20 protein-coding genes are annotated in these 24,829 nt (G+C 63.8%); 13 read left to right on the top strand and 7 right to left on the bottom strand.

The window, feature by feature from the left end:
• Positions 1-15 precede the first annotated feature (15 nt).
• Both L0U82_RS26340 and L0U82_RS26335 read right to left on the bottom strand, forming a co-directional pair.
• Positions 16-534 (bottom strand): hypothetical protein, encoded by a 519-nt coding sequence (locus L0U82_RS26340; protein ID WP_233835759.1) that lies wholly within the window; start codon positions 532-534, stop codon positions 16-18.
• Positions 535-570: 36 nt separating this feature from the next.
• A complete protein-coding gene (locus L0U82_RS26335; RefSeq protein ID WP_233835757.1) occupies positions 571-1,851 on the bottom strand; it encodes a toxic anion resistance protein in 1,281 nt (426 codons plus the stop codon).
• A 489-nt stretch (positions 1,852-2,340) separates the two neighbouring features.
• On the opposite strand from L0U82_RS26335, the gene L0U82_RS26330 reads away from it, so the two are divergent.
• Both L0U82_RS26330 and L0U82_RS26325 read left to right on the top strand, forming a co-directional pair.
• Positions 2,341-3,681 (top strand): aspartate aminotransferase family protein, encoded by a 1,341-nt coding sequence (locus L0U82_RS26330; protein WP_233835755.1) that lies wholly within the window; start codon positions 2,341-2,343, stop codon positions 3,679-3,681.
• Between the two features lie 57 nt (positions 3,682-3,738).
• Entirely contained in the window at positions 3,739-4,293 is a 555-nt protein-coding gene (locus L0U82_RS26325) for a carboxymuconolactone decarboxylase family protein (protein WP_233835753.1), read from the top strand.
• Positions 4,294-4,467: 174 nt separating this feature from the next.
• Here L0U82_RS26325 and L0U82_RS40010 read toward each other — a convergent pair whose 3' ends face one another.
• Complete coding sequence (locus L0U82_RS40010; RefSeq protein ID WP_442793667.1) at positions 4,468-4,965, bottom strand: DUF4148 domain-containing protein; 498 nt, start codon at positions 4,963-4,965, stop codon at positions 4,468-4,470.
• A gap of 170 nt (positions 4,966-5,135) precedes the next feature.
• On the opposite strand from L0U82_RS40010, the gene L0U82_RS26315 reads away from it, so the two are divergent.
• Complete coding sequence (locus L0U82_RS26315; protein ID WP_233835751.1) at positions 5,136-5,561, top strand: OsmC family protein; 426 nt, start codon at positions 5,136-5,138, stop codon at positions 5,559-5,561.
• Positions 5,562-6,391: 830 nt separating this feature from the next.
• Entirely contained in the window at positions 6,392-6,661 is a 270-nt protein-coding gene (locus tag L0U82_RS26310; protein ID WP_233835749.1) for a YodC family protein, read from the top strand.
• A gap of 248 nt (positions 6,662-6,909) precedes the next feature.
• Here L0U82_RS26310 and L0U82_RS26305 read toward each other — a convergent pair whose 3' ends face one another.
• Positions 6,910-7,221 carry a superinfection immunity protein gene (locus tag L0U82_RS26305; protein ID WP_233835747.1) on the bottom strand — a complete coding sequence of 104 codons (312 nt, stop codon included), beginning with the start codon at positions 7,219-7,221 and terminating at the stop codon, positions 6,910-6,912.
• A gap of 205 nt (positions 7,222-7,426) precedes the next feature.
• Here L0U82_RS26305 and L0U82_RS26300 point away from each other — a divergent pair, with 205 nt between their 5' ends.
• Entirely contained in the window at positions 7,427-8,890 is a 1,464-nt protein-coding gene (locus L0U82_RS26300; protein ID WP_233835745.1) for a M20 family metallopeptidase, read from the top strand.
• 161 nt (positions 8,891-9,051) lie between these two features.
• On the opposite strand, the gene pdeR is transcribed toward L0U82_RS26300, so the two are convergent.
• Positions 9,052-11,055 (bottom strand): cyclic di-GMP phosphodiesterase, encoded by a 2,004-nt coding sequence (gene pdeR / locus L0U82_RS26295; RefSeq protein ID WP_233835743.1) that lies wholly within the window; start codon positions 11,053-11,055, stop codon positions 9,052-9,054.
• A 198-nt stretch (positions 11,056-11,253) separates the two neighbouring features.
• Positions 11,254-16,161 (bottom strand): DEAD/DEAH box helicase, encoded by a 4,908-nt coding sequence (locus L0U82_RS26290; RefSeq protein ID WP_442793699.1) that lies wholly within the window; start codon positions 16,159-16,161, stop codon positions 11,254-11,256.
• Positions 16,162-16,214: 53 nt separating this feature from the next.
• Between L0U82_RS26290 and L0U82_RS26285 the strand changes: the two genes are divergently transcribed.
• Together L0U82_RS26285 and L0U82_RS26280 are read left to right on the top strand one after the other, a co-directional pair.
• The gene (locus tag L0U82_RS26285) at positions 16,215-16,547 is read left to right on the top strand and encodes a hypothetical protein (protein ID WP_233835740.1); all 333 of its coding nucleotides are present in this window, start codon (positions 16,215-16,217) and stop codon (positions 16,545-16,547) included.
• 34 nt (positions 16,548-16,581) lie between these two features.
• The gene (locus L0U82_RS26280) at positions 16,582-17,643 is read left to right on the top strand and encodes an aldo/keto reductase (RefSeq protein WP_233835739.1); all 1,062 of its coding nucleotides are present in this window, start codon (positions 16,582-16,584) and stop codon (positions 17,641-17,643) included.
• A gap of 144 nt (positions 17,644-17,787) precedes the next feature.
• Here the strand turns inward: L0U82_RS26280 and L0U82_RS26275 are convergent, their stop codons facing one another.
• Positions 17,788-18,138, bottom strand: coding sequence for a carboxymuconolactone decarboxylase family protein (locus tag L0U82_RS26275; protein WP_233835738.1), 351 nt, complete (start codon positions 18,136-18,138; stop codon positions 17,788-17,790).
• Positions 18,139-18,252: 114 nt separating this feature from the next.
• Between L0U82_RS26275 and L0U82_RS26270 the strand changes: the two genes are divergently transcribed.
• The 6 genes from L0U82_RS26270 (at position 18,253) to L0U82_RS26245 (ending at position 24,739) form a co-directional block, all read left to right on the top strand.
• Positions 18,253-19,245 carry a cupin domain-containing protein gene (locus L0U82_RS26270; protein WP_233835737.1) on the top strand — a complete coding sequence of 331 codons (993 nt, stop codon included), beginning with the start codon at positions 18,253-18,255 and terminating at the stop codon, positions 19,243-19,245.
• A gap of 97 nt (positions 19,246-19,342) precedes the next feature.
• On the top strand, positions 19,343-19,963 hold the full coding sequence (locus tag L0U82_RS26265) for a helix-turn-helix domain-containing protein (protein WP_233835736.1): 621 nt from the start codon (positions 19,343-19,345) through the stop codon (positions 19,961-19,963).
• A gap of 172 nt (positions 19,964-20,135) precedes the next feature.
• Positions 20,136-21,146: a dipeptidase gene (locus L0U82_RS26260; protein WP_233835735.1), complete on the top strand. Its 1,011-nt coding sequence runs from the start codon at positions 20,136-20,138 to the stop codon at positions 21,144-21,146.
• A gap of 22 nt (positions 21,147-21,168) precedes the next feature.
• Entirely contained in the window at positions 21,169-22,470 is a 1,302-nt protein-coding gene (locus L0U82_RS26255) for an MFS transporter (RefSeq protein ID WP_233835733.1), read from the top strand.
• A 29-nt stretch (positions 22,471-22,499) separates the two neighbouring features.
• Positions 22,500-23,747 carry an NAD(P)/FAD-dependent oxidoreductase gene (locus tag L0U82_RS26250; protein WP_233835732.1) on the top strand — a complete coding sequence of 416 codons (1,248 nt, stop codon included), beginning with the start codon at positions 22,500-22,502 and terminating at the stop codon, positions 23,745-23,747.
• A 53-nt stretch (positions 23,748-23,800) separates the two neighbouring features.
• Positions 23,801-24,739 carry an ornithine cyclodeaminase family protein gene (locus L0U82_RS26245; protein WP_233835731.1) on the top strand — a complete coding sequence of 313 codons (939 nt, stop codon included), beginning with the start codon at positions 23,801-23,803 and terminating at the stop codon, positions 24,737-24,739.
• The last annotated feature ends 90 nt before the right edge of the window (positions 24,740-24,829 follow it).

The following is a 24,829-nucleotide window of genomic DNA, read 5'->3' as shown; positions in this document are numbered from 1 at the left end:
AGTAGGGGCGATGGATCAGAGCGAGCGCAGCAGCGCGGCGATGCCGCGAGCTTTTTCCGTGCGCTCGTGCACGTTGGCGAGCAGGCCGGAGATCCACGTGTGCGTTTGCACCTGTCGGGTCGACAGCGTGATGCCGCGCACGCGTTTCTCGATTTCGGTGACGATCTGCCGGCTGCCGGAAAGACGCATGCGATAGATTTCGTCCTCGAACGTGACAATCAGTCCGACGACTTCCTCGGTTTTACGGAAGATCCCGCGACGTGCGATATCGAGCGTCGCGTGCTGCGGCAGCGCTTCGCCGACGATGCGCGAGAAGCGGGACAGAAATCCCGCGCTGTCTGCTTCGGCCCGGCGCAGCCAGGCTGCGTCGAGGTCGAACGAGGTCAGATCCGGCGTAGCGGGCGGCGCGGATGTGGCCGTATCGACGCCGGGTGCTATCTCGGCCACGCCGCGCGCAATGGCGCCCAGGTTGAGCGGTTGTCTGGCCGGATCCATCTCGATGCCGTCCAGGGACTTCGGGGGCTGCGCGGTCATTCGCGATGCTCCTGTAGAGGGGGGAGGCAGAGCGGATCAGGCGCCGCGGACCGGGCTGGCGAGCGCGGTTTGCTGCACGCCACGCATCCCGGACACGAGGCGATCGCGCACGCGCACGAGCTCCTGCTCACGCCGACGGTCTTCGTCGACCGCGTCCTGCTCGATCTTGAGCACTTCCTGCATGGTCGAGATCGTCTGTTCGGCGAGCGCGGACAGCGCCTCGAGGTTACGGTCGTCGCCTTGCAGGCTGCGCGCGGCGGAGATGGCGGCGTCGTGCGCGGCGCGGCCGGCGATCTCGGTGATCCGGCGGTTCGCTTCGTCCAGCTTTTCCTTTTCCTGCCCGCCGCGTCGCACGTCTGCCTCGACGGCCGCCTGCGACGCCACCGCCATCAGACGTGGCAGCGTCAGCAGAATGCCGCTGTTCAGTTGCGAGATGCGCGTCACCGCCGCCTTGCGGTTCGACGCGATCAGCGGAATCAGCGTCGCGGCGGACACCATTGCTTCGCGCATATCGGCGGTCTGGCCGCGGAAATTTGCCAGCGTGTTGCGGCGGTCCATCGCGATCGCGGCATCGCCCGAAGTATTCGAGCGCAATGCGACCTGACGCAGTTCCTCCGCTTCCTGCACGCCGCGATCCAGCGCGAGTTGCGCGGCGGCGATCGCGATCGTCAGATTGCCGACGCCCTGACGCACGGCCTGGCTCTGATCGTCGAGCAACTGCACGGTGGTCATCAGATCCGCCTTCGCCTTGCGAGCCCGGGCCTCTTCCGCGTCCATCAGCGTCAGAAACTTCTTGCGGTTCTCCGTGAAGGACTGGACCGCGTCATGCGCGAGCTTGCCGAGGCCCATCACCTTGCCGAGCAGGCTGGCCGCTTTCGGCGCGGTCTTGTGCGCTTCGGCCTGGAGTTCGTCGATACGCAGGATCCTGATGCCGTCGATCACGGCGGCGGCGATCAGCCCGACTTCGCCCGCATTGCCGACCGTGGTATCGGCGAGCAGTTGGCGCGAGACCTGCGCGATCGGCTGCAGCGTATGTTCGATGAAGGTCAGCGTCGAGGTCGTGTCCTCAAAACGGATCGACGCGGCAAGCTGGTGCGCGCGGGTTTGCAGCTCGGCCGGCAGCGTACTCAGATCGACAAGCCGTTCGAAAGCCGGCATGGGCGCCGCGATTTCGGTCGGTGTTGCCGTCCCGGCCGGCAGATCGGGGGTATCCGAGCCGGATGCGGACGGCGGATTTTCAGTCGTCTCCGGTACCGCCAGCGACGCGAACGCGCTCAGATCGAGCGGCTGGGAGGTCGGCTGCTGTGGATCACTCATCGCAAAAAATTCCTTCGTGCTTGGACGTTGGTTCGGAATTCGGGACGCTCAATGCAATCGTGGGCGCCGGGGTTTCCGGTCAGAGTTTGCGCAACACGCGTGTCAGTTTGTGGTGAGCAGCTTGTCACTCACCGGATGCACGGGGGGAGATTGTGCTCTTTGTCGGGTGTGCTCGCATCGAACCCGACACGGCTTCGATGGATCGGAGGTGGGCTTCAAGCTCGTGATTGTCAGGATATTGATAGGAATCTTCGCCTGGATGGTGGTGCGTGTGCCATGCATTCGGCATCTGGGGAACCGGCCAAGGCTAGTCTGTCATCGGACGAATGAGGACGCAAAAATTGTAAAACCGGTTGGGCGCCAACCACGATTTTCATCGATGCGGTATTTCACTGTTTGACAACAAACGTTTCATTGAATTATAAATATGTACTGTTTGTTGAGATTGACGGGCCGCGCAGTCGCCGTAACCACGAGGAGTCGAACACCATGTCCACCATTTTTCATCGCTCTCCGAAGCTGACGCTGCCGGTCGCCGTCGCGGGTGACGGCATCGAGATCATCGATTCCACCGGCAAGCGATATATCGATGCATCGGGCGGCGCCGCCGTCTCATGTCTCGGTCACAGCAATCAGCGCGTGATCGATGCGATCCGGCGTCAGGCGCAGCAGCTGCCGTACGCGCACACGTCGTTCTTCACGACCGCGCCGGCCGAGGAACTGGCTGACCGGCTGGTCGCGAGCGCGCCGGCCGGACTCGAGCACGTGTACTTCGTGTCGGGTGGCTCCGAGGCGATCGAAGCAGCGCTGAAACTCGCGCGGCAGTATTTCGTCGAGAAGGGCGAAACGCAGCGCCGCCATTTCATCGCGCGGCGTCAGAGCTATCACGGCAACACGCTCGGCGCGCTCGCGATCGGCGGCAATGCGTGGCGCCGCGAGCCGTTTCTGCCGATTCTGATCGAAGCGCATCATGTGAGCCCGTGCTACGCGTATCGCGAGCAACGCGCGGACGAAACCGAAGAAGCGTTCGCGCAGCGTCTTGCCGACGAACTCGAACAGAAGATCCTCGAACTCGGGCCGGACACGGTGGCGGCGTTCGTCGCGGAAACGGTGGTCGGCGCAACGGCCGGCGCGGTGCCGCCGGTGCGCGAGTATTTCCGCAAGATCCGCGCGGTGTGCGACCGTTACGGCGTGCTGCTGATTCTCGACGAGATCATGTCCGGCATGGGCCGCACCGGCTATCTGTTTGCGTGCGAGGAAGATGGCGTAGCGCCGGATCTGCTGACGATCGCGAAGGGGCTCGGCGCCGGCTACCAGGCGATCGGCGCGACGCTGGTCAGCGATCGCATCTATCAGACGATCGTCAACGGCTCGGGCTTCTTTCAGCATGGCCACACCTATATCGGTCATGCCACCGCCTGTGCGGCGGCGCTCGAAGTGCAGCGCGTGATCGCCGAAGAACAGCTATTGTCGAACGTGCAGGCGCGCGGCGAGCAGTTGCGCGGCCGGCTGCGCGAGCACTACGCGCAGCATCCGCATATCGGCGACGTGCGCGGGCGGGGGCTGTTCGTCGGCGTTGAACTGGTGAAGGATCGCGCGAGCAAGGCACCGTTCGACGCGAAGCTGAAACTGAACGCGGCGATCAAGCGTGAAGCGTTCGCGCGCGGTCTGATGGTGTATCCGATGGGCGGGACTGTCGACGGCAAGAGCGGCGACCATGTGCTGCTCGCGCCGCCGTTCATCTGCACGGCACGCGACATCGACGAGATCGTCAGCCGTCTGAGCGATGCGATCGGCGCCGCGCTTGCCGCCGTACCCGCTGCCGCCTGAGCAATTGCATTCAAGCTATCAAAAATCCCTGTTCGCCAGAAATCCGCGAGAACCAAGATGACCGAGCGTTTGCCTCATTTCGACCTTTCCACCGCGACGCCCGAACAGAAGATCGTGCTCGACGACATCCTGTCCGGCCCGCGCGGCAATCTGGACGGACCGTTTCTTGGCTGGATTCATAGCCCGGAACTGGCCCAGCACGCGCAGCGGCTCGGCGCGTTTTGCCGCTACAGCACCGGCCTGCCGCTGCGGCTATCGGAGCTGGCGATTCTGGTGACAGCGGTGCGCTGGCAGGCACAGGCCGAGTGGCATATCCACTATCCGATCGCGTTGCAGGCGGGCGTCGGCGAAGCGGATGCCGAGACGATACGCGTCGGGCGCCGCCCCGATTTCGCCGATGCCGACGACGCGCTGATCTACGATTTCGCGAGCGAACTGTATGACACGAAGCGCGTGTCGGAGGCGACGTATGCGAGAGCGGTCGAGCGTTTCGGGCATCAGGTCGTCATCAACCTGGTGGGCCTGCTCGGTTATTACGCGCTGGTCGCCATGACGCTGAACGTGTTCGACATGCGCGCGCTGGGGCAGCAGAGTCTGCCGTTTCCCGAATAACGTCGATGCATCGTGCGCGGTGCTGCTTCGGCATGCCACGCAAACCGCGCCGCGCAAATGAAGAGCCCCGGTTGTGCACTTCGCAACCGGGGCTCTTTTACGTCCTGCCGTAACATCAACCGCGTTCTGCTGTCAGGCCGCGGGCGGCGCGGCCATGACGTATCGCTATCGCGCTTAGTTACCGCGATACGTCGAGAACAGGCGTTGTTGCACCGAAGTCGGCGCACCCGCGTCCGACGAGCTAGCCTTCACGCCGCCGATATCTTGCGCACCTTGCGCCGAAGCAACCACGGTCGTCGAATCTTGCGGCATAGCCTTCGGATAGTTGATGTCGTTCTGATTCAGGAGCCCGGCTTTTTGCGCGGCCACCAGTTCGGCGCGCACCTGAGCGCGCGTGACCGGAGCGTTGGCCTGCTGGGCGAACGACACCGCCGGAACGATGAGAGCGGATGCAATAACGACTGCCGAAAGAAGCGATTTCATGATGACCTCCAGTTTCGATTTTGGGCTGGATCGGCGGTGAAGCTCGTGTGCCGATCTGTTGAAGCGAAGTCTATTTGCTGCGCGGTCGGTAAAAAAGCGGCTTGCCGGTGAAAGATCGTTGCTCGTTTTGAAATAGTGCGGCGATGGTTCGCGCGTCGGCGGGTCGCTTATGTTTCGCGGCGCTGTCACGACGCCGGCACCAGGAAGCGCCTATGATGAAAACCGGTCCACACCCGCGCCTGCATGGTCGCGCGGCATCCGCGGCCGATGCCTGTGCACGGACACATCCGGGCGGACCGCCGCGGCGGGCATCATCTTCGGTCGCGAAGCGCGCACGGCGGGCACAACAGGAGAGAGCGATGAAGCGCAAGGCATCGGCAGTCTGGCAAGGCGACCTGCAACAAGGCAAGGGCTCGATTTCCACCGACAGCGGCGTCCTGAAGGACACGCAGTATTCGTTTTCGACGCGCTTCGCGGACGGCATCGGCACGAATCCGGAAGAGTTGATTGCGGCCGCGCACGCGGGATGTTTCTCGATGGCGCTATCGGCGGAACTCGGCAAGGCGGGCATCACGCCCGAGCGGATCGGCACGACGGCTACCGTCACGCTCGACAAGGACGGCGGTGGCTTTTCGATCACCGCCGTGCATCTCGACGTGGCCGTGAAGATTCCTGGTGGCAACAAGGCGGCATTCGACAAGGCCACCGCCGATGCGAAGGCCGGTTGCCCGGTGTCGAAGGTGCTGAACGCGACGATCACGATGGATGCGAAGCTCGAAACCTGAGTTCGCGAGCCGCGGATATGCCGCGCGTCATAACTGACAACGAAGCTGGCGGCGATGTGAACCGCCGCCAGCTTTTCTTTGGTGGGGCATAGGTTTCACAGCAGGGGAGCGCTGGCCGGCGCTGCACTATCCGCTAGTCGCGCTCGGTCTGTGCTGCCATTCCTGCTGTATTGCAACAGCGCATTCCTGCTGTCTTACGGAAGAGCTTATTCCGCAAAAACTGGTTTGGACGAGCCTCGGCATTAATGTGTTGTCGATTGTGTTATTGACTGAATGTGTCAGTCATCTCGCTATCGGTAATCAGCGTTGTGCCGGGTTAACGCGAGCACAAAAAGCGACACAACTGCCTTTTGAAAAATATCTGTGTAGTAATCGTTTTCATGTGTCGGCGAGTCGTAAAAATCACCAGATTTGAAACAACGACTGAATAAAAATTCCTTTATTCACCGGTGATTTGGCCGTTCACAGGTAAGTCTTATTTGTATCAAGGTGAAACAGCGCGGATGCGGCATCGCGTCACGGTTTTTAATCTGAGGAATCCGCACCGCATTTTCTACCGGCGCTTGAGACCCCGTTCAGTAACTGTTGCGTATGTGCGGTAACGAACAGATTGACGAGCGGCAAGGTATTTGGGGATTTTCCCAATTTGCCGGGAACTAACGATCGTTCAAAAGATTTTCCGCGCATGCTGAAAAGAGAAGAAATAAAAAGCGCTTGCTGGTTTTAAATTCAATTGTTAATCTCTGTCCACTTTTAGAGTGTTCATTCAGAGGTCGATGTCGATAAGCCCGGCGCAATGACTTAATAACGCTCAACATAGGGGACCCAATATGCTGACCGCTACCATTGACGCATTCCAGACACCATCCGCCGTTTTCAGCATCGGCGACGTCGTTAAATTGAAAGAAGGTGGACCGCGCATGACCGTCACATACGCAGGTCCGGTCGCGCTCAATCCCGGCGACTGGCTGATCTGCGAGTGGTTCGACGATCACGGCGAACTGCGCCGGGAAATGTTTGCGCCTCAGAACGTACGCACCGAACCGCGCTCGATTCCGGCCGGCTCCGTGCAGTGGAAGCGCATCGGACGCGCGGCGTGAGCGCGCTCTGTCGTGACAGGTGTTCGAGCGATGACCTGTGTGAACTCCATTCTGATTCACACGTCGTGACCGGCGGCTGATCAGACCGCAAATCCGGCCTGATTACCGCCACCTCAGCTTTCCGTCTCATCGTTCATCAGTTTGGTTTTCTGCCTGCCTGTGCTTGCCTAGCGCTTGCACGTCGGCGCTCGTACGTTGGCGTGTGCAAGCCGTTCAAACAAACCGCAGCTCGTCCCGTTCGAAACAGCTCATCGCTGCTGGCGATTACGCTCCGCCGCGCGTCGCTGCACGCGCTGCATCAGTGCCGACGAAAACGCGCGCAGGCTGAGTGTTTTGCGCGTTTGCATGACTTCGCCCGCGAGGTTTTCCGGCGGGTTCGGCTGCAGCGACCAATACAGCGCGAGTAGCCAGCCGAGTACGGTCCAGCCGAGACAGGCATTGAAAAGCGCAAGCGTCAGCACGTCGCGGCGCTTGCGGCGGTCCGCGAGAATCGCCGGCAGAAAATACAGCGCCAGCGCCAACACCGCGGCGATGGCCTGAATGGCCACATTGCTACTCATAACTGCTCCCGATGATGCTCGGCCATGTTTATGTATTAGCCGATTGATCAGCGATTGTCGCGCGTATGAAAGCTTCGCGCAGCTTCGGCGTAGTTGCCGGCAACTGGGATCGTGAGGGCAGGGGGAAGGCGGCCGGGGGTTCAGCCCGGCGCGCATCGGGACTATGATGATCGTTTCCCCGAACGGAACCGCCACGGACCCCATCATGAGCACCGACGACACGACCCTGCAGGCCCAACGCCTGAACCCGGACATGCTGCGCGAATTCGTCGAGCGCAAGTGGAACGACGAGATCGTGCCCGCGCTGACCGACTACATCGCGGTGCCGGCCAAAAGCCCGGCGTTCGATCCGGACTGGGCCCGGCACGGCTATCTGGAGCGCGTGATTACCGACGCCGCGCAATGGGCCGAGCAGCAGCCGGTGCGCGGTCTGAAGCTCGAAGTGATCCGTCTGCCGGGCCGCACCCCGGTGATCTTTTTCGAAACCGCCGCGACGCGCTCGGGCAGCGACGAAACCATCGTGCTGTACGGCCACCTCGACAAGCAGCCCGAATTCGACGGCTGGCGCAACGATCTCGGCCCGTGGACGCCGAAGTTCGAGAACGGCAAGCTGTACGGCCGCGGCGGCGCGGACGACGGCTATGCGATCTACGCAAGCCTGACGGCGCTCGCCGCACTCGATGCTCAAGGAGTCGAGCGCCCGCGCTGCGTCGGTCTGATCGAAACCTGCGAGGAGTCGGGCAGCTACGATCTGCTGCCGTACGTCGATGCGCTGCGCGAGCGGCTCGGCAACGTCGGGCTGGTCGTGTGTCTCGATTCGGGCGCCGGCAATTACGATCAGTTGTGGCTCACCACGTCGCTGCGCGGCCTGGTTGCCGGCGATCTCGAAGTGCAGGTGCTCGATGAAGGCATCCACTCGGGTGTCTACGGCGGCATCGTGCCGTCGAGCTTCCGCATCATGCGGCAGCTGTTCGACCGTCTCGAAGATTCGGCGAACGGTACGCTGCTGCCGAAGGGCTTCCATTGCCCGATCCCGGCGGATCGCCTGCGCGAAGCAGAAGCCGCCGCACAGATTCTCGGCGACGACGTGTGGAAGAAAATGCCATGGGCGTGCGGCCAGGACGGCCGTCAGGTACTGCCCACCACGACCGATCCGCGGGAGGCGCTGATCAATTCGACATGGCGTCCGTCGCTGTCGGTCACAGGCGCGGCCGGTCTGCCCGCGCTGGCGGATGCCGGCAACGTGCTGCGTCCGCGCACCGCGTTCAAGCTGTCGCTGCGCCTGCCGCCGACAATCGAAGCGGAGAAGGCTGTCGCCGAACTGAAGGCGCTGCTCGAACTCGATCCGCCGTACAACGCGAAGGTGACCTTCAAGCCGGACGCAGGCGCGGCAAGCGGCTGGAACGCGCCCGAAGTCGCGCCGTGGCTGGCAAGCGCGCTCAGCGATGCATCGCAGCAGCATTTCGGCGCCGATGCCGCCTATATGGGCTTGGGCGGCACGATCCCGTTGATGAACGTGCTGAAGGCAGGCTTCCCGAAATCGCAGTTCATGGTGTGCGGCGTGCTCGGGCCGAAGTCGAACGCGCACGGGCCGAATGAATTCTTGCACGTGCCGTATGGCAAGAAGTTGACGGCAGCGGTTGCCGAGGTGATCGCGAAGGCGCCTTGAGGTCCCGCTAAGCGGGAGCGGGGCTCGGGTGTTGTCCGGCCTCGCTGTTTCAGCGGCGCGGTTTTATTCGATTTTTCTTTAAGGGCCTTGCCGCCCCTCGCGATGAGGGGCCGCAAGCGCATCCCTCGAAGCCTGATAATGACGATCAGGCAATCAGCTAATCAGGCAATCAACCGGAACCTGCGCCTGTCGAGCAGCCAGCGTTCGAAGTCGGCGGCGGCCATCGGCTTGCCGTACAGGAAACCCTGCACGTAGTCGACACCGAGCCCCTTCATGAACGCTTCTTCCGCTTCGGTTTCGATGCCTTCCGCCACCACCTGGAAATCCAGTTCCTGAGCGACCGCGACCATCGAGCGCACCAACGCCTGCGCCTTCATATCCGCGTGAATCGAGCGCACGAAACTACGGTCGAGCTTGATCACGTCGAGCGGAATACGGCCCAGTTGCGACAGCGACGAGTAGCCGGTGCCGAAATCGTCCAGATGAACCTGCGCGCCGATCTGGCGGAACTGCTTGATCAGTTCGATCGCGGCCGCTTCGTTCTCGATCAGGCAGCTTTCGGTCAGTTCGAGGTCGAGCAGGCAGGGATCGAGGCTCGCATGTTGCAATGCCTCGCTGAAATGCCTGACGACCGCCGTATCGGTGAGCTGCCGTGCCGACAGGTTGATCGCGATACGCAGATCGTAGCCGGCCGCTTTCCAGCGGGCCGCCTGTTTCGCGGCGGTTTCCATGACCCAGCGGCCGAGCACGCCGATCAGCCCCGATTCTTCCGCATAGCGAATGAACTCCACCGGCATGATCTGGCCGCGTTCCGGTGAATTCCAGCGCACCAGCGCTTCGGCGCCTTGCACCGCGCCCGTGTCGAGGGCGAGCTTCGGCTGGTAGTGCAGTGCGAACTGGCCTTCCTCCAGACCGCGCCGCAGATTCGTGTCGAGCCACATGAATTCGGCGACGCGCCGGTTCATGTCCGGCGAAAACACCCGGTGCGTGCGTTTGCCTTCGTCCTTCGCGACGTACATCGCGGTATCGGCCGAGCGGATCAGCGATTCCAGGCTGTCGCCGTGTTCCGGAAAGCGTGCAATACCGATCGAGCAGCCGGTGTAGACCTCGACGAGCCCAACCGCGAACGGCTTGCGCATGCGATCGAGAATGCGTTGCGCGGTGTGTTCGAGTTCGTGCGCGGTGCCCTTGGCGGCGAGCACGATGAATTCGTCGCCGCCGAGCCGCGCGAGCGAATCGCCCGGGTTCAGGCATGCGCGGATCGCATCCGACACGTCGCAGATCAGCCGGTCGCCGAACACGTGGCCGTAGTGATCGTTGACCTTCTTGAAGTTGTCGAGATCGAGAAACAGCACGCCGACTTTTTCGCCCGGCGCGGCGCGCTCGATTGCGAGCTGGATCTTTTCCTGGATCGCGTTGCGATTCGCGAGGCCGGTGAGTGGGTCGGTGGTGGCCTGCTCGATCAGCCGGTTCTGCGCGAAGCGCTGTTCGGTGATGTCGGAACCCGAGCAGATCAGGAACTGGTCTTCGATACCGCTGCCGCGCCGCACGAACTTGTTGCGAAACAGAAAGAGCCGTTCGCCGTGCACCGTCGCGATGCGCCGTTCGATCTCGTACGATTCGCCGCGATTGAAATAGCTCGCGCGAGTCTGGTTCGACGCGGCATCGTCTTCGGACGGGATGAAAAGTGTCGACACATCGCGGCCGATGATGTCTTCTTCGTGGACGCCGGTCAGTTCCTCGGCGAGCCGGTTAAAACGCTGTATCCGGCCATGGCGGTCGATGATCACGACAACCGAATTTACTTCGGAGACCACCTGTTCGGCGAACGAAAGACCGTGCAGCAGCGCGCGGGCGACAGATTCAGTGTCGTTATCCGCCGATGCGGTGCCGCCCCAGCTATCGTTATCGAGCTTCTTGCCGATCAGATGCAGACGCAACGGTTGGCCGGCCAGTTGCACGTCGACGACCACGTGCGAAGTCACGCCGGTCAGCCCGCGGATCAGCGCGGCTTGTGATGGATCGAGCGGGATGGGAGGGCTGGCGGGCGCCTCGCCGTCGAGCGGCAAGAGTTCGAGCGTGTCGCTGCATGCCGACAGACGCCAGCATGGGCTGCTTGTGCCGAACTGCGCGTAAAGCACGTCGTCGAGTTGCTCGTCGCTCATGAAGTCCCCGGGCAGTATGCCGGCAGTCCCAGTCAGGGCGGGTGACGGCAGACAGTCTTCCTCATACCAAAGTGAATCTGCCCCATTGTATCGAAGCAAATGGACTCGGGCGTATAAACATTAACGATCGTCAATAGTCCGTGCGAGCGAGTCCTATACGTTTGCCCGCGGACGACAAAAAGCGCATTCTCCGGCGCGCTAGAACCGCCGCGCGAGCAGGGCGCGCGCCCGTTCGCGTTCGGCCGGATTGGCGTCGAGCGCGGCGTCGAACCAGAACTTGCCGGCCACGAGCGTTGCCGCGGCCACGCCGTCGCGATACAGCACGCGATTGCCCGCGACGGCCGGCACCCGCTCACCGACCAGCAGCGTGCCCACCAGATTCAGCGGATCGGTGCCGGCGACGCAAATAAAAGCACCATCGTTCGCATGCCGTCGCGTTTCGCGCAGCAGCGGAATTGCTTCGGGCAACGCAAACTGCTCGCCCGCAAGCCCGTTGATAAAACGGCCGCCGCGGATCACCCCGCGCGCTTCGAGCCGTTGCAGAACGCGCAGCAGATCGCGCCACGGCGGCAGCCATTCCGCTTCGCGTTCGAGCACGCGCCAGCACACCACGCCGTAGCGGCGCAACAACGCCATCGCAACGTGTTCGAGTACTTCGGGCGGCAACTGGCGGCGCTCCGGTATCTTGTCCGCCGCATTTCCGGGCGCGGCGGCGGGGCGGTTGACCAGCGCCCAGCGCCCGGCGTCGTCCATGCCGCCGATCAGCGCGCTCGAGCGCGCGCGCCGGCTACTCGAAAACGCGTTGCGTTTGGCGACGGGTTTCAGCAGCGCACGCAGGCCCGCGAAGCTGTCGGAGTTCGCCAGCCCCGCCGCGACCAGCTCGCCCAGCGCGTTTTCGAGTTCCATCGGCAGCACTCGCACTTCGGCGAGCAGCTCGTCGAAGAACATCGCGCCGTGCGTGGCCAGCGTGTCGTACACGCTTTGCGCGAGCGCCGACAGTTCCGCCTGTCGCGCGGGATCGAGCAGCGCGCGCCATGAGCGCAACTGCGCGCGCGGCAGCAGCACGATCGGCGTGCTACGGATCGGCCCGGCGGCGCCGCGCGAGCGCTCGGTCAGGCGGGTCCAGACGATCTTGCCGGCCCGGCATAATTCGTCGAGCGAACCATTCGAGTACGCTCGCACGCGTGCCGGCAGGATGTCGTCCTCCCACGCGCCCGCCGCGGCCTGGAAACCCTCCAGCTGATCGAGCACGGCGGCGAGCGCGTCGCGGCCTTCGGCGCGCGTGTCCGGCGTCAGATGCTGCCATTCGAACAGGAAGCGCATGAAGTCGTGCCGCTCGACCGGCTCGATCTCGCGCCGTAGACGCTTGACCGTGTAGCGATGGATGCGCGCGAGCAGGTGCCGCTCGCACCATTCCTCGCTGACCGTGTGCGGCGTGAAGCGGCCACGTAATAAATAGCCTTCGGTTTCGAGCCGGATCAGTGCCTGTTCGATCTGCGCGGACGGAAGGCCGAGCGGCTGTGCGATCGCATCGACGGTCTGCGGGCCGAAGCCGGTCAGACGCGCGCGCAGTACGTCGACGAGTGCGTCGCCGGCGCTCCAGCTGTCGGTGTAGCCCTTCGGCGCGTTCAGTGGCGGCAGGTAGCTCGCGCGCGCAATCGCGGGGTACAGCGCTTCGAAGCAGGTGAGACGTTCGGCGGGTAGCCAGAGCGTGGCGTCGGTGCTGTTCGCGATATTTGCGGTGGAGTTGGCTGCGTTGGAATTGGCGTCGGCGATGGAGTTGGCTTTGGCCTTGTTTTTCGCGCTTGAGTTTGAGCTTGCGCGTGAGCCTGCGTCTGCATTCGCGTTTGCCGCAGCGACGCCGTTCGCCTCCACGCTCGCCCCCAGCGGCAACCTCGTCGCCCGCCCAGCCTTCGCGAGCGCCGCCAGCATTGCCGGCCAGCCTTCGTGTGCGTTGGCTTCCGCCTGCGTGATACACGCGAGGCCCGTCAGCGCCTCGTGCATTTCGTCGGTATTGCGCGTCTGCGGCCACGCTTCGTCGCGCACGCTATCGATCGCCGCGGCGTCGAGCGCGCCGAGATCGTCGGTGCTCGACGGATCGGTCCAGCGGCGGTTCAGCACCGCCTGGGTGCGGCGCTCCTCGATCGGCGCGTCGTCGAGATACGCGTAGGGTTTCGCGGTCAGGATTTCGGCGGCGAGCGGCGACGGCGCCGGCAGATCGCGCGCGACGAGTTGCACGCCGCCTTGCTCGATCTGACGCAACAGCGCGAGCCAGCGAACGCTGTCCATCGCGTCGTGCAGGCAGTCGTCGATGGTCTGATCGACCAGCGGATGGCGCGGCACTTCGCGCTCGCCGACGATGTTCTCCAGACACGCCGCCTGCTCGGGAAACACGCTCACGAGCAGATCTTCGCTGCGCATCCGCTGCAGTTGCGGCGCGGTTTTACGTCCGCCGGTGTAACGCGGCAAGCCGAGCGACGTCGTCGCGTTCCAGCGCCAGCGCACGCCGAACAGCGGCGCGTCGAGCAGCGCCTGGATCAGCAGATGCTCGGCGCTGTTCGAATGCAGATAGCGCCATACATCAGCGAGCACGAACGAGTGGCTGCCGGTCAGCGACAGTACGATCGCGTCTTCGGTGGCGGCCGCCTGCAATTCGAAATTGAAGCTGCGACAGAAACGCTTGCGCAGCGCGAGCCCCCACGCACGGTTCACGCGGCTGCCGAACGGCGAGTGGATCACGAGCTGGGTGCCGCCCGATTCGTCGAAGAAGCGCTCCATCACGAGCGTGTTCTGCGTCGGCAGCACGCCGAGCGCCGCGCGGGCGCGCGCGAGGTATTCGACGATCTGGCGGGCGGCGGGTTCTTCGAGCGACAGGTGATCGACGAGCCAGGTGATTGCGTGGTTGATGCGTAGCGGTGTGGCGGCTGCTGCCGTTGTCGCGGCAGCGGTTGCGACTGAAGTTGAGGCAGGCGCTGAAGCTTCAACGGTTGCATCCGCGAGCGCGAGTGCGGTTGCACCACCGGGCACATCCGCTTGCGTTTCAACGGCTCGCTTTGTGCGTGCAGCCGCCGTGCCGGTTTTGCGTCCTTTTTTCGCCGTGCTATTCACCGAAGCAGCTACGCCGTTTGTCACAGTCTCAGCACTCGATGCAGGCGCTAACAGCTCAGGCTCAGAAGATACTGAAAGCACCGAAGGCCGCGAAGAAACCACAGCCTCCGGCTCCATCAACAGCCGCTCCACCTGCTCACGCAGCCGCCCCACAGCAAACGACAACTCGTCACTGCGTCCCGGCGCTTCACCGAGCCAGAACGGAATATTCGGCGGCTGGCCCTGCGCATCCTCGACGCGCACGCGCCCGCTCTCGACACGCAGAATCCGGTACGACGCATTGCCGAGCTGAAACACGTCGCCGGCCAGACTCTCGACCGCGAAATCCTCGTTGACGGTGCCGATATTGAGCGCCTGCGGTTCGAGCACGACCGCGTAATCGGCGTTCTCCGGAATCGTGCCGCCCGACGTGACGGCGACCAGCTTGCCGCCGCGCCGGCCGCGCAGCGTGCCGCTCACCGCGTCGCGATGCACGTACGCGGCGCGCGGACCGTGGCGGCTCGTATAGCCTTCGGCGAGCATGCGCAGCACCGCGTCGTACTGTTCGCGTTCGAGCGCGGAATAGGGCGCGGCGCGCCGGATCATGTCGAACAGCGCATCCTCGTTCCATTCAGTGCTCGATACTTCGGCGACGATCTGCTGCGCGAGCACGTCGAGCGGCGCGCGCGGAATCCGCAGCGCGTCGAGTTCGCCGCGCCGCACGCAATCGAGCAGCGCCGCGCATTCGAGCAGATCGTCGCGCGACGCCGGAAAGAGCCGGCCCTTCGGCATGCCGCCGACCTGGTGGCCCGAGCGGCCGACCCGCTGCAGAAACGGCGCGATCGCGCGCGGCGAACCCATCTGGCAGACCAGATCGACGTCGCCGATATCGATGCCGAGTTCCAGCGACGCGGTCGCGATCAGCACGCGCAGATCGCCGCGCTTGAGCCGCTGTTCGGCATCGAAGCGATGTTCCTTGGCGAGACTGCCGTGGTGCGCGGCGACCGCATCCTTGCCGAGCCGCTCGGTCAGATGACGCGCGGCGCGCTCGGCCATCCGGCGCGTATTGACGAACACCAGCGTCGTGCGGTGCTGCGCGACCAGCTCGGCGAGGCGATCGTAGACACGCTCCCACACCTCGTTGGCCATCACCGCTTCGAGCGGCACGGGCGGAATTTCGAGCGCGAGATCGCGGGCGCGGACATGACCGACGTCGATGATCGCGCAGTCGGCAGGCGTGGCGTCGTCGAGGCTCGCGCCGCCGACCAGAAACCGCGCGACCGCGCTCACCGGCTTCTGTGTCGCCGACAGGCCGATGCGAGGCAAGCGCCGGCCGCACAACGCATCGAGCCGTTCGAGGCTGAGCGCGAGATGGCTGCCGCGCTTGCTGCCGGCAAGCGCGTGAATCTCATCGACGATCACCGTGCGCACCGTCGCCAGCATGCGGCGCCCCGAATCGGAGCCGAGCAGCACGTACAGCGATTCGGGCGTGGTCACGAGGATGTGCGGCGCGCGCTTTTTCAGCGCGTTGCGTTCCTGCGGCGTGGTATCGCCGGTGCGCACGGCGGTGCGGATGTCGAGCGGCGGCAGGCCGAGCGCATCGAGTTCGGCGGCAATGCCTTGCAGCGGCATCTGCAGATTCAGACGGATATCGTTCGACAGCGCCTTCAGCGGCGATATGTAGACCATCAGGGTTTCGTCGGGCAGCGTGCCGCCGTTCGCGACACCTTGCGACACCAGATCGTCGAGCGCGGACAGGAACGCCGTGAGCGTCTTGCCGGAGCCGGTCGGCGCGGCGACGAGCGTCGAGCGCCCGCTACGGATGTGCGGCCATGCGGCGATCTGCGCATCCGTCGGCGCGGCGAACGTTTTCAGGAACCAGCCCGCGACCGCCGGATGAAAACCGTCCAGCGCGCGATGCGCGGTCGGCGTACCGGCTTGCCCGGCGCTTGCCGTGGCGCGGGCCTTGCGTGAACGAGGCGCCGCATCGAGTGCGGCGGAAGTCTTGGCCGAAGTCATGCTCGTGTAAGTGGGGACGACGCCTGCCATATCCAGTGGCCGCGCGAAAAGGCTTGGGTAATGCCAATAGCGATGGCAATGGCCGCGACGGCGATGCGCCGTGGCGAGCTTCGCGCGGTATCGGTGAGTCTGGCAGGTTTTTGCCGGTTTTGCGCGACGTGTTGAGCGGTGCGTTGCTGCTGGAATCCGTAGTGTTGGGCGTAATTTACGCAGTCGTTTCACGTGCTGGAAATTTTTGCCGCAACGCGTTTGCCGCGCATGCGTTTTCCGCACACGTTCGGCAAGCTCCGCCGCAACCCGTAAGCAACCTGAAATACGCGCGCATTCATGAACAGCCAGACGCCGTGACGCTCGCTGCCGGACTTCGTCGATTGCAGTACGCTTGACGCCTCTGCATTTACCCACGATGGAGCATCAGCGATGCGATACAACCAGTTGGGCCGTACCGGAGTTTTTGTTTCAGAGTTATGTCTGGGCACGATGACCTTCGGCGGTGGCGAAGGCATCTGGCGGCAGATCGGTGACTTGCAGCAGAACGACGCGGAGCGCCTGGTCGGCCGGGCGCTCGACGCGGGCATCAATTTCATCGACACGGCCGACGTCTATGCGGGCGGCCTGTCCGAGGAAATCACCGGTCAGGCGCTGAAGAACCTGAAGGTGCCGCGCGACAAGGTCGTGGTCGCGACCAAGGTGTTCGGCCAGACCGGCGAATTCGCGAATGCGCGCGGTGCGTCGCGTTATCACATTCTCGACGGCATCAAGGCGAGCCTGAAGCGGCTGCAACTCGATCACGTCGATCTGTATCAGATCCACGGTTTCGATCCGGCCACGCCGATCGAGGAAACCGTCCGCGCGCTCGATACGCTCGTGCAGCACGGCCATGTGCGCTATGTCGGCGTGTCGAACTGGGCCGCGTGGCAGATCGCGAAGGCGCTCGGCATCGCCGAACGGCTCGGCACTGCGCGCTTCGAAACGCTGCAGGCGTATTACACGCTTGCGGGCCGCGATCTCGAACGCGAAATCGCGCCAATGCTGCAAAGCGAAGGTCTCGGGCTGATGGTGTGGAGTCCGCTAGCCGGTGGTTTGCTGAGCGGCAAGTATGGACGCGAGCAGCAGGCCGAAGCGGGCAGCCGCCGCGTCAGCTTCGACTTCCCGCCGGTCAATCGCGAGCGCGCGTATGACTGTATCGACGTGATGCGCGAGATTGCCGCGGCGAAAAACGTGTCGGTCGCGCAAATCGCGCTCGCTTGGTTGCTGCATCAACGCGTGGTGACGACGGTGATCGTCGGCGCAAAGAAGGTCGAGCAACTCGACGACAACATCGCGGCGACCAATGTGACGCTCAGCGCAGACGAACTCGCGAAGCTCGCCGAAGTCAGCGCGTTGCCGTCCGAGTATCCGGGCTGGATGCTGGAGCGCCAGGGTGAGCAGCGCCGCCAGCAGCTCGATGGGATGCGCCACGATACGCAGTCGCAGCGCTGATCATCAGTCGCCAGCTACCAATCGCTGATCGTTGATCGTTGGTCATTGAAGGCAAAACGCAGGCCTCGCCCCAACGGGCGTGGCCTGCGCTCACCACTTTCCACCAGCCGTTGTGCTCGCGTTCTTCGCGACCATTCAACTCAGTTACTTCGTGCCCGCTTCGCTATGCGCGGCAACCGCATCCATCGTGCGCGCCGAGTAGACGAGCGCCGCGCCCGCATTGATCGCCATCGCGACGCCGAGCGCTTCGGCAATTTCCTCGCGGGTCGCGCCGTGCTTCAGCGCCTCGGCCGTGTGGACCGTAATACAGCCGTCACAACGCAGGCTCACCGCAACCGCGAGCGCGATCAGTTCACGCGTTTTCGCGCCGAGCAGGTCGGTTTTTTGCCCGGCGCTCGACATCGCCTGATAAGCCTTCACGCTGTCCGGCGCGAGCTTCGAGATTTCGCCGATACGGCCAAACAGTTCTTTGCGGTAATCGACCCAGTTCAACATGACAGTGCTCCTTGCTGTTGCGCGTCGGCGGGTGCCGGCGTCGTGAAAGCAGTATTGCGCGCTGCCGCGATATCCTGAATACTCGTTCGACTCAACTTCTAGCGCAAACGTCTCATGGACACGCTCAGCCGATTGATCGACCTTGCCCGTCCGCAGGCTAGCCTCGATCTCCGCTGCCTGCTTTCAGGTGCTTTCGATATCGACCATGCGCCGATGGAAGTGGGCATTGCGCCATTTCATCTCGTGCTCGACGGCGGCTGCGTGATCGAAACCGCCGACGGCGCGCAAGTAGAATTGCGAGCCGGCGACTTCATGCTGTTTCCGCGCGGCGCCGCGCATCGGGTGCGCGACGTGAAGCGCTCGACCGGCGGCGCGGTGATGACAGTCGGCCACGACGGCATGCTGCCCCTGCGGCGCAACGACGGCGGTGGCGCTGACGCTGACGGTAAATCAGGCAGCGACGGCAGCGCCGTGCCGGCGTCCATCCACACCGATGTCGATCTGCTGTGCGGGCGTTTCGTCTACGCACCCGGTTCATCGGCGCTGCTGCTCAATGCGCTGCCCGATCCGCTGCACGTATCGCTCGGCGGCGCGCAGACGCTCGGCGCGTTGCAAACGCTGATCGCGCTGATGCGCGGCGAAGCGGAGCGGCGTCAGGCGGGCGCATTGGCGATCGTCACCGCGCTGAGCCAGGCGCTGTTCGCGATGGCGCTGCGCGTGCACGGCGAGGGCAGTGCGAATGGCGCCGGCGTGCTTGCGTTGCTGACCGACGCGCGCCTCGGCGCGTCGGTGCAGGCGATGCTCGACGCGCCCGAGCGCGCATGGACGATCGCCGAACTCGGCGAGCGTGCGGCGATGTCGCGCGCGACATACGCGCGTCATTTCAACGAGCGCGCGGGCGTCACCGTGATGGAGTTTCTGACGCAGATCCGCATGACGATCGCCTGCGATCTGCTGTTGCGAACGCAACGCAGTGCCGCGGAGATCGGCGAAACGGTCGGCTATCAGTCGGAGGCGGCATTCGGCAAGGCGTTTGCGCAGAGTGTCGGCGTGACGCCGGGGCGTTACCGGCGCCGTACGGAGGCGGATGATGCAGTGGAGGCTTGAGGCGGGCACATGCGGCAATTTCCCACCAAGACCCGGTGTTATCATATACGACACGAATTTTCGTATTGGCAAGCTGCGTTAGCGTGAGGGGGAAATGGTGAGCGAGCAGATTACCGATGTGCAGGAGCGCCAGGAAGCCAGCGCCCAAGCCGCTCAAACCAGTGTGCTTCCGACCACGCTCAAACGCCTGCGCACGCGCGCCAGTCTGACGTTGCAGCAACTCAGCGAGCGCGTCGGCATCTCCGCTTCCACGTTGTCCAAGATCGAAAACGGCCAGCTTTCGCCGACGTACGAAAAGATCGCGGCGCTCGCTTTAGGCTTGAACGTCGATGTCAGCGAACTGTTCGCGCAGGCCCCACGGCTAATTCCGGTCGGACGCAGAAGCATCACGCGCAATGGCGAAGGGGTCACGCACGAGTCGCCTCAGTACCGCTACGAACTGCTGAACGCGGATATCTCCGACAAGCGTTTCGTGCCGCTCGTGACCGTCGTCAAAGCGCACAGCATCGGCGAATTTCGGGGACTGCTGCGTCACGATGGCGAGGAATTCATCTATGTGCTCGAGGGTTCGGTGATCCTCAACACCGAGTTCTACGCGCCGACGAACCTGCACAAAGGCGACTCCGTCTACTTCGACAGCACGATGGGTCACGCATGCGTGTCCGGCGGTCCGGAAGATGCGAAGGTTTTATGGGTCTGCTCTCACGCCGTGCTCTGATCGCCAGCCACGCGTCAATCAGTTCCATGCATTGCCAAAGCCCGTTTCGACGGGCTTTTTGTTTGCCTGTCCGCTGGTATCGCCGAACTCATAAAGCATGAAACATTTTTGCGTATACGAAATTTGTTCATGTAGTATGGGCTTCGTACTTTGCTAAAAAGGGAAGGTTCGAATGAGTCCGGACGTCGAGAAACTGCACGCTGATGCAATCGTCATTGATGCGACCTGTCCGTTGCTGTCGGAAGAGCCGAAGCATCTGGAGCTTTACCGGCAGGGCGGTTTCACGGCGGTCGCGCCCACGGTTCCCGCGAAGTCGAGCACGAGCGCGGAAGCCATCCTCAAATTTGCGATGTGGCGCAAGCTGTGCCGCGAACTCGACGATCTGATGATGGTGCTGCGCGCCGACGACATCGTCGAGGCCAAGCGCAGCGGCAAACTCGGCCTGATCATGCACTTCCAGGGCACCGAGCCGCTCGATCGCAGCGTCGACATTCTCGATGCGTATCACGCGCTCGGTCTGCGCGTCGTGCAGCTCACGTACAACAAGCGCTGCCACGTCGGCGACGGCTGCGAGGAAGAAGTCGACGGCGGCCTGAGCCGCTTCGGCAAGGCCGTCGTGCGGCGGCTGAACGAACTGAACATCATCGTCGACGTCGCGCATACCGGCGTTCGCACGTCGTTCGATGCAATCGAACATTCGAGCGCGCCGGTGATCCTGTCGCACGCCAATGCGCGCGGCGTGCATTCGGTGCCGCGCAACGCAGGTGACGACCTGTACAAGGCGATTGCCGCGAGCGGCGGCGTGATCGGCGTGGTCGGCTTCCCGGCCTTCGTCGCGAAGACCAAGCGGCCCACGCTCGATCAGTTCATCGACCATATCGCGTACATCGCCGAGCACATCGGCATCGATCACGTCGGGCTCGGCATCGACTACTACGCGGGCCAGGCGCCGATCTGTCCGGACGACGTCGCGCTCGCGCTGTACGAGCGCCAGGTCGCGGTCGGCAACTGGACCGGCGAATCGTATCCGCCGCCGCCGTACTACTACCCCGAGGGCATCGAAACCCCCGCGACGATGCAGGCGCTCACGGCAGCTTTGGTGAGGCGCGGTTTCCACGAGGCCGAGATCCGCAAGATCCTCGGCGAAAACTGGCTGCGCGTGTATCGCGCGGTGTGGGGCTGATCACACGATCCGGAGAAGCGTCATGGAAGCGATTTCGATCGACGGGGCCGCGCCGGCCGTCTCGCGCAACACGGTGCGCCGCGCGGCGATCGCCGCGGGCATCGGCAGCACGCTGGAGTGGTACGACCTGGTCACGTACGGCTATCTCGCGAAGTACCTGGGCGAGGCGTTCTTTCCGGGCGACAACGCCACCACGTCGCTGCTCGCGGCGTTCGCGACCTTCGGCGTGGGCTTTCTCGCGCGGCCGCTCGGCGGCCTCGTGTTCGGCGCGTACGCGGATCGCCACGGCCGCAAGGCATCGCTGACACTGACCATGCTCGTGATGGCGACCGTGACCGGCCTCGTCGGCATCATGCCCACCTACGCGACGTGGGGCACGCTGGCGCCGGCGCTGCTGGTGCTGGCGCGTCTGGTGCAAGGCTTGTCCGCGGGCGGCGAGGGCACCACCGCGCTGTCGTATCTGGTGGAATGGGCGCCGCGCGGCAAGCGCGGCCTCGTCGGCAGCCTGCAGTCGGTCGCGAGCGGATGCGGGCTGCTGCTCGGTTCGAGCAGCGTGACGCTGATCGCGACGACGCTGACGCCCGCGGAGCTGCAGGCATGGGGCTGGCGCATTCCGTTCCTGCTCGGCATGCTGGTTGGACCGATCGGTTACTGGCTGCGGCGCGGTGTCGACGAGACGCCGGCGTTTCGAGAGGCGATCAAGACGACCAGCGTCGAAGCGGTGATGCTCGACCATCCGCCGGCCTGGAAGCTCGCGACGAAAGCGGGCATCTTCCTGATTTTCTGGTCCGTCGCGTACTACATCTTCCTCACGTACATGACGACGTTCGCGCAGCGCTACCTGCATATGCCAGCGCCGATCGTGTTCAAGACCAATACAGTCGCGCTGGTGCTGTACGTGCTGCTGATTCCGACCTTCGGCTACGTGTCCGACCGGATCGGACGCAAGCCGGTGTTGCTGGCGAGTTGCGCCGGCACCGCCGTGCTGACATACCCGTTGTTCACGATGCTGCTCGGCGGCGTGACGACCCCGGTGTATGTCGCGACGATCTTCCTGTTTACCTGCCTGCTCGCGATGTACTCGGGCGCGGCGGGCGCGACCGTCGCCGAACTGTTTCCGACGCGGATCCGCTCGCAATGGCTCGGCATCGGCTATGGCGTGTCGGTGGCGGTGTTCGGCGGCTTCACGCCGTTTATCGCGACGTGGCTCATCAAGACATTTCAGTCGCCGCTCGCGCCGACGTACTACGTGATCGCGGCGGCGGTGGTTGGCGGCGTCTTTATCCTGACGCTGGAAGAAACGGCTAAAGCCGAGCTTAAATAGCGCGGCAGCGCATTTCGCGAGACGTAAGCATGCAACGACGGGTGGTCGTGATCGGCGGCGGAGTGGTCGGGTTGAGCTGCGCGTTCTATGCGCGGCGCGAAGGCTTCGACGTGACGATCGTCGATCCGGGTGTCGCCGAGGGCCGGGCCAGCTTCGGTAACGCAGGCGTGCTCGCTTTTTGCGAGCAGCTTCCGCTCGCGACGCCCGAACTGATTCGCGAACTGCCCAGGCTGCTGCTGTCCCGCGAGAGTCCGCTGACGGTGCGCTGGCGCTATTTTCCCGCGCTGCTGCCTTGGCTCATCCGATTCGCGTTGTCCAGTTCATCGGCAAGCGTGCATCGGGCGATGCAGGGGCTGCATGCGCTGATGTCCGGCGCGCTGGCGGCACACCAGGACATCGCGCACGCTTGCGGCACGGCGGACATGCTGACGCACACCGGCTGGATAAAAGCATGGCAGAAGGCTCCGTCGCGCACAGGTTCGAGCGAGCGGGACATGTTGGCTGATCTCGGCATCGGTATGCGCGAGCTGTCGAGCGCCGAGCTGGCCGACCTTGCACCGGGTTTCGACGGCGTTTTCGAAGCCGCGACGCTGTTTAGCGACTGCTATCACGTGTCGAGCCCCGGACGCTATATCGCCAGCATCGCGGCGCAATGCCAGGCAAGCGGCGTTCGCTTCGTGGACGGAGTCGTGAGCGAGTTCCGGCAGGAGCGCGGGGCAGTGCGTGGCGTGCTGACCGAAGCAGGCAGTCGCATCGACGCGGACGACTTTATCGTTGCCGGCGGCGCCTGGTCGAAACGTCTCGCTGCCGCCCTCGGCGACACCGTGCCGCTCGATACCGAGCGTGGCTATCATCTGATGCTCGATGTTGGCGCCGCCCCCGTGCTGCGTGCGCCTTTGCTGTGGCAGGAAAAGTCGATCGTGCTATCGCAGATGGAAGACGGCCTGCGCATGACCAGCAGCGTGGAATTTGCCGGCCTGCACGCGTTGCCCCGCTACGAAAAAATCGAACGGACTTTGGCGGCGGTACGCAATACGGTGCCGTCGCTCGCCGACGCGCGTATCAATAGCCGTTGGCTTGGGTTCCGGCCATCGGTTCCCGATTCGGTGCCGGTTATCGGCCGGTCGGCCCAACATCGAAATTGCCTGTTCGCGTTCGGCCACGGTCACCTCGGGCTGACCTTGGGGCCCGTCACCGGAAAACTCATCGCGACGCAACTGGCGGACCGGCCGGCACCGATCGACCTTGGTGCCTTTTCTCCGGCACGATTCAACTGAATTCAACTGAACACAACGCATTCGCTACACAGCAACATTGCCCAGGAACATTGATGCAGATCATCGACCAACGTGAAACGAGCGCCCGTCTGCCGGCCCCCGAACTTATCGACGCGCTTGAAGCGATGTTTATCGAGGGTTGCGAAGTACCGCTGCGACATGTGCACAAAATCGAGTCGCCCGCGGGCGACTCCGATGGCACGCTTCTACTGATGCCGGCCTGGCAGAAAGGCGGAAAGCTTGGTGTGAAGACGGTCGCGATCTATCCGAACAATCGCGCAACGTCGGGTTTGCCGGGACTTCATTCGACCTACATGCTGTACGACGCGAATACCGGCGCGCCGCTCGCGATGCTCGACGGCGACACCATTACATCGCGGCGTACCGCGGCGGCGTCGGCGCTCGCCGCGCGCTTTCTGAGCCGGCCCGATTCGACCACGCTGCTTGTGCTCGGCAGTGGACGTGTCGGTTCGCTGATTCCGGAAGCGTACCGGGCCGTTCGTCCGATCCAGAAGGTGATGGTCTGGAATATCAATCCCGAAGGCGCGGCGACGCTGGCGGAAAACCTCAACCGTGCCGGCATCGTGGCGACCGTGGCAACGGACCTCGAAGCATCGGTCGCGCAAGCGGATATCGTTTCGTGTGCAACGTTGTCGACGAGTCCGCTGATTCACGGCAAGTGGCTTCGACCGGGCACGCACCTGGATCTGATCGGCGGCTTCACGCCGACGATGCGCGAGAGCGACAACGATTGCTATGTCGGCACGTCGGTTTTCATCGATACCGATGAGGCGCTGCTGAAAGCGGGGGATCTGCTCGAACCGATCAATGCGGGCGTTTTCGCCGCGGAGTCGGTCAAGGCGCGTCTCGCGCAGCTGTGCCGCAAGCAGCATGATGGCCGGCGCTCCGCTGACGAGATTACCGTGTTCAAGGCGGTTGGAACTGCACTGGAAGACCTGGCGGCGGCCTGCGCGGCAATCGGGTCTGCGTGAAATTGTGGTTCGGCCGCGCTTTAGTAGTTTGGCGCGCGGCGGCAGCGACTCGTGCGTAGTGTTGACTGCCGATGCCTGGCAGACCCACAC

Origin of the sequence: Paraburkholderia sp. ZP32-5 (assembly GCF_021390495.1) — a bacterium.
In the GTDB taxonomy this organism is placed as follows: Bacteria; Pseudomonadota; Gammaproteobacteria; order Burkholderiales; family Burkholderiaceae; genus Paraburkholderia.
This window is presented reverse-complemented; position numbering and strand designations above follow the sequence as displayed.